A 5,586-nucleotide genomic window follows, 5' to 3' on the forward strand; every position below is an offset into this window, starting at 1 on the left:
CAATTACTATATTAGGAGGTATATATCATGGTTGCATTTTTAAGAATCGTAGGCCAATTAGGAGCTAAAGCTGCTTCATGGGCTTGGGCTAACAAAGGTAGAGTTTTAGGTTGGATCAGAGATGGTATGGCTATTGAATGGATTATCAACAAAATTAATGACATGGTAAGCTAATAATTAAAAATTTTACAATTATTATATTAGGAGGTATATATCATGGTTGCATTTTTAAGAATCGTGGGTCAATTAGGAGCTAAAGCTGCTTCATGGGCTTGGGCTAACAAGGGTAAAGTTTTAGATTGGATTAAAAACGGTATGGCTATTGACTGGATTATCAACAAAATTAATGACATGGTAAACTAATTGGTGTAATTACATAGTTTAAACCAATTAATTCTAAAAGGATAGGATCTACAGTTCTATCCTTTTTTATATAATGATTATTAATTTTTATACCTTATTTCTACAATCTATTTATCCCCATGCTATCCCTGAAGCCCACTAGCATTAAAGACATTATAACATCCTTCCTTGTTTAACAAAAGAACATATAGAGCAAAATTCTATAATATAATTATATTGTTATAGAAATACTCAAAAAACAGCTCCCGATATCTGATTATTAAAAGGGAATATGTATGATATATATTCCCTTTTGAAGTTTAAAAATCCACATTATACTTAAACTCAGTTACATGTCTTTAGATGCTAATCCTTTTCTTTCTCTATTCGATTACTTCATATCCTTTGTTTTCATTTTGTCCAATTCTTTTTTCTGTTTATTTTTTAATTCTTCTCTGCCCTTAATCCAAATTCCTAATAAAATGGCTAATCCACCTAAAATAATTATGATGAATATAAGTGTATTCCCTTTGACAGTTAGAGCCTCAGTTACCCATAGATATAGGAGTGTTATCACATATAAAATAGGTAAACATATTCCCCAATAAACATTTTCTCTTCTTGATAAAAAATATTGAAGTCCAATTAATAAAATTGCAATTATAAATCCATATAGACGAAACATTAATTATCCCCTCTTTCATTTTTATATTTTTCAATTATTAATTTTGCATCTTCTAAATTAATACGATCTTCAATGGAAAGTTTTTTGATAAAAGTAATAAACTCTTCATCTTCATCAGTATCATTTACTTTTATTTTTTGAATTAACTTATCTACCCGTACCCTCACCGTGGGATAAGAAACATCATAAATTTTTGCTATTTCTTTCAAAGATCCAGAATGTAAAATGAAATTTTTAATAAATTCAATGTCCTCATTCTCTAAATTTAATAGCCAATTTGGAATCTTTTTAAAATCCATAACCTTCAGCTCCTTTAATTACATTTTAACATAATTAAACAAAAAATCAATTTTATTTTTAATAAAATTGATTTTTTGTTTAACTTTATTAAAATCCAGTTTTTCCTCAAAGTTTCTTAAACCTATTTACAAATAAAAAAAAGAAGCATAAAAATCACAAACGCGATATTTTAAACCCTCTTACATTCCCATTTGATAGTGTGCAAACTACTTTTTGCAACTTTAAACAATATATATAGCCATTGCATAAAAAAAGTTTCTTCACAAAGAAAACAGTAACAATTATTTTTCATTATTATCTAAAACGGCCTATAAAAAACAACATCTACAGTGTTGACGGTAGACAGTATTCAAAAAGCAAAACTAATAACCTGAGTTATATATTTATATGGCCCCAGGTTATTTAATTTCTTTTGAAACCTTTGGTGATTATAGAAGCGTATATATTTGTGCACAGCAAACTTAGCCTCATCAGATGTACGGAAAGAGGATAAATGAAAACACTCTGACTTAAAGTGATTGAAGAAGTTTTCTATATAAGCATTGTCCTAACAGTTTCCCTTTCTGGACATACTAGCTTCACTTGATTTTTTTAGTAGTTGACGGTATGTGTAAGAGAATCCTGTTCATTGAAAGATATCCAAATTCCTGTATTAATTCCAGCTGCTGCTAAAGCTCTATTAATTGGTTTAGAAATAATTCCACTTTGTTCTTAATGTAAGGAATCCAGGCATTTCTGCCCTTCAATTGATAACCCCTCAAAGCTTGAGGGATCTCTTATAATAAAAAAAGAAGCCACCCAGACCAGGGCAGCGCCTACAATAATTGCTATAAACTTATTTATCCTCAAATCATTTATTTCTTTGCTTCCATACCCCATTCTCTTTACGATAAGTATTCTTTCCATTCATGAATCCTGCTGTATTACCAGGAATGATATATTTCTTATTCTTAGACTTCTTCTTCATCCTCTTTTCTTCTTGAACAACTTGCAAATTCACCTTCCATTGTTTCAACAAATCCTTTTTACGTCGCATCGAATTTGTACCCCTTATATTGAAATAATAATCCAATAATCATATTATATAAATTTATATATTATTTTCAATAAAAAGAGAGTACCCCGCTATTTGTGCTCTCAATGTGAATTGGGGTTTATCCTGAGCATTGAATAGGACACGAAGAACTTGTCCTCATTATAATGTGCAATAAAAAAGCACCCTCGCCCAGGCGCCAAAAGATACATATTTATTGAGGTAACTAACACGTTAGAAAAGACCCTTCCATATCATTGTATGATTATCGATTATCTTTATACCTAGCAGACTCATTAAATACGTTTATTGTATAATTTCTATTGATTTAACCATTCATAATTCCATCCAATTCATGATTAACATTCTGAATAGACCAACGATGTATTATAATCCTTTATATACCCAAGGGGGTTCACCATGCTCAACTTTCATAAAACACTACCCATCTTAGGATGCTTTTTGTTTTTATATATTTTCATCAGTTTCATTGTTTTATTTAACCTATTTCCTTAGCGTGTAGTAATAATGCGTATAAATATAATGTTTAGTATGTAATTTCTATACAACAAAGAAAAAGGTTCTGGTGCAAAGATAAAATAAAAGAGAATATAGCGCATATATTTCGAGCGGAATTGTATTTTATGCTGTTAGCCCAAACAATTGATGGATGAATTCTTTCTGATTTTGGACAGACTGGTCCCGTAAATCAATCTGTTCTTTTTTAATCATATGCATGGCTTCAACACCACTCAATATAGAAGTTGCAGTTTTAAATGACTTAAACCCCAACATAGGACGCACACGTTTCTTAATAAAACGATGATCTTGTTCCACTATATTATTGAGATATCTAACTTGTCTTAGCTTTATGCCTTTAGGCATATGTTTTTCTTCTTTCAATGCTTGAATTGCTACAGGATAGGCAGGGTTCTTATCTATTGTTATCACGCGAGGTTTAGAAACGTACGAAAAAGTCAGGGCTTTCTTGAAAAAACACTTGGCGGCTTGTTTATCTCTTGATTTACTTAGATAAAAATCAATGGTATTCCCTTCTGAATCAACGGCACGATATAAATACATCCATTGCCCTTTTACTTTAATATAGGTTTCATCGACTCTCCATGAATCATTTGTTGATTTTAGATGATGTCGTACTTTCTCTTCTAGTTGAGGTCCATATTGATGAACCCAGCGCATAATCGTTGTGTGAGCAATGGATAATCCTCTTTCCTCCATCATTTCCACCAGGTTACGGAAGCTCAAATTGTACCGTAGGTACCACCTTACTGTTAATAAGATTAGTTCCGGCTGATAATGCTTCCATTTGAACAAATTTCTCTTTTCCATACCGATCACACACCTTTTTTAGAGTAATACTATCAGTATGTCCAAGTTTAGGAGATTACTGGCAAGAGCTTTAGAGTTTTTGCACCAGAACCGATATATCTATATTAAGAAATTTATTACAAAATTAGTTATAAATGATTCAAAACTCCAAAGTAAACTTTTACCCAAAAGTTTACTTTCATTTCCCCTTAAACATTGATTTTTATCTAATTTCATTGAAATTAGATAAAAAGTCAAAAAAGTATACATTCAAATCATTGAAAAAATGGGATTGGAAAATAGATGGATAAAAAGCAACATTTAATTGATGTACAGCCAGTTCGGAGCAAAGAACAGCTCGGAGAAAAGAACAAACAGCCACTATTTGTTATCATTACACAAAACTAAAGCATCTAATGTTCATTAGATGCTTTTTTGATTATGAATCCACTATTTTATTTTGTATTATTCATTATTTGAATTAAATCTAATCTAATATTATTTTAGAGGAGCTATACTGTATGTTAGGTTTAATTTTACCCTTTTCAGAATATAAAAACATTTCAGGGGAGAATGGCGTATTGTCTATGGCTAATTGTATTCCTGGTGTGCCGATTTTAATACTCTTCTGTTGCGACTCTTCTAATTTTTGTATCTTTTCTTCTAAAGATTTCTTTTCTTTCTCTTCAATTTTGCTAATATGAAGAACTCGTTCTAATTCCTGTTTCAATTCTTTTATTAATTGTTCACTTTTGTGATTTTGCTCTATTAATTCATATTGACGTAATGTAGTTTTACGGATGGTATCGACCATTTCGTCTGCACTTCCAGCAAGCCGATTTAAAACCATTAATTGTTCTCTTAATAAATCATTATGTAATTCATATGGATACCTTAATTGGTGATCGATTTCACTCCACCCTTCCTCGAATATTGTACGGACTTGAATTTCTGCAATATGCTCTATTCTGGTTGGTTTTGTTTTAATTAAATAATGCCAGGATCGATAACCAAATTCATGCTCTTTTTCTTGAAATTCAAGAAAAGATTCTTCTTCTGTGGCAGTTAAAGTAATTTGCGAGTCACCTTTTCTATAATAAATAATAGGAATTTCATATAGTTCCCACGTTTCCCGAATTGTTTTATCAATATCATGAGCTTGATCCTTATATAAATGTAGTACACGTATTCCAATTAAATCCGTAATTTCTTGAGTATAGTTATCTAAATTGATCTCATACGTAGGAATTTCGGGTAATTTCTTCTTAGTTTTTCTTATAATTTTTTCTATAAGATGTTCGGGATCCTTAATACGAGTTCTAACACTATGTACTTTTTTATCAGATCGAAGGATTTCAGCTATAGTACTAGCTGTTGCCTCTAAAGAACGAATATGAGCTATATAATGAAGATATATTTTTTCTAAGTCATCCCAGTTAAACCTTTCAACATCTCCATGTTCTAATTTTAAATTATATTTTTTGAAAAATTCTTCTTGACTAATTAATTTCATTTTTAAGCCTCCCAAACCATCGTTATCCCATTCAATATTTAATGTAGAATCAAACTCTTTTCAATTAGATTCCTCCATCGTATAAAGTAAAAAAAGAGATAAGAACACTTTTTAGTGCATTATCTCTTTTCGAATATGCATTTCATATCCCATGTAAATTTACCACATATTTCAATGGGACTTACAAATTGCTCTTCAATAATAATTATATCTTGTTTTTTGTGAAAAATATACAATTCCAAACCCTTTCAAAAATACAGGGTCAGAATGTCAGTGCTTTACATGTTTTTAAGAATTATAGTTCTTAATAACAGGAAATTCATTTTCTTATAGTTAATTAATCCTAAATATAAATATAGGTCTTTCTGTAAGAATCCTACATTC

Annotated in this window: 8 protein-coding genes; 2 read left to right on the forward strand and 6 right to left on the reverse strand. The window is 30.3% G+C overall.

The genetic code is table 11. From position 1 onward, the window contains the following. Window positions 1-27: 27 nt before the first annotated feature. Complete coding sequence (locus B5P42_RS28145) at window positions 28-174, forward strand: aureocin A53 family class IId bacteriocin (RefSeq protein WP_113735779.1); 147 nt, start codon at window positions 28-30, stop codon at window positions 172-174. A gap of 42 nt (window positions 175-216) precedes the next feature. After that, window positions 217-363, forward strand: coding sequence for an aureocin A53 family class IId bacteriocin (locus B5P42_RS28150; RefSeq protein WP_063539054.1), 147 nt, complete (start codon window positions 217-219; stop codon window positions 361-363). 370 nt (window positions 364-733) lie between these two features. Here the strand turns inward: B5P42_RS28150 and B5P42_RS28155 are convergent, their stop codons facing one another. From B5P42_RS28155 to B5P42_RS28185, 6 genes are all read right to left on the reverse strand, one after another. Next, a complete protein-coding gene (locus tag B5P42_RS28155; protein ID WP_106102812.1) occupies window positions 734-1,027 on the reverse strand; it encodes a hypothetical protein in 294 nt (97 codons plus the stop codon). Beyond that, a complete protein-coding gene (locus tag B5P42_RS28160) occupies window positions 1,027-1,326 on the reverse strand; it encodes a DUF2089 family protein (protein ID WP_046945618.1) in 300 nt (99 codons plus the stop codon). Before B5P42_RS28160 ends, B5P42_RS28155 begins: the two co-directional genes overlap by 1 nt. A 350-nt stretch (window positions 1,327-1,676) precedes the next feature. Further along, on the reverse strand, window positions 1,677-1,862 hold the full coding sequence (locus B5P42_RS33275) for an IS3 family transposase (protein WP_113735780.1): 186 nt from the start codon (window positions 1,860-1,862) through the stop codon (window positions 1,677-1,679). 315 nt (window positions 1,863-2,177) lie between these two features. Beyond that, complete coding sequence (locus B5P42_RS28170; RefSeq protein WP_113735781.1) at window positions 2,178-2,363, reverse strand: hypothetical protein; 186 nt, start codon at window positions 2,361-2,363, stop codon at window positions 2,178-2,180. A gap of 639 nt (window positions 2,364-3,002) precedes the next feature. Continuing rightward, a complete protein-coding gene (locus tag B5P42_RS28175) occupies window positions 3,003-3,710 on the reverse strand; it encodes an IS6 family transposase (protein WP_113735782.1) in 708 nt (235 codons plus the stop codon). Between the two features lie 466 nt (window positions 3,711-4,176). Continuing rightward, window positions 4,177-5,202, reverse strand: coding sequence for a RelA/SpoT domain-containing protein (locus B5P42_RS28185; RefSeq protein ID WP_113735783.1), 1,026 nt, complete (start codon window positions 5,200-5,202; stop codon window positions 4,177-4,179). Between the last annotated feature and the right edge of the window lie 384 nt (window positions 5,203-5,586).

Origin of the sequence: Bacillus sp. SRB_331 (assembly GCF_003264175.1) — a bacterium.
In the GTDB taxonomy this organism is placed as follows: Bacteria; Bacillota; Bacilli; order Bacillales; family Bacillaceae_G; genus Bacillus_A; species Bacillus_A mycoides.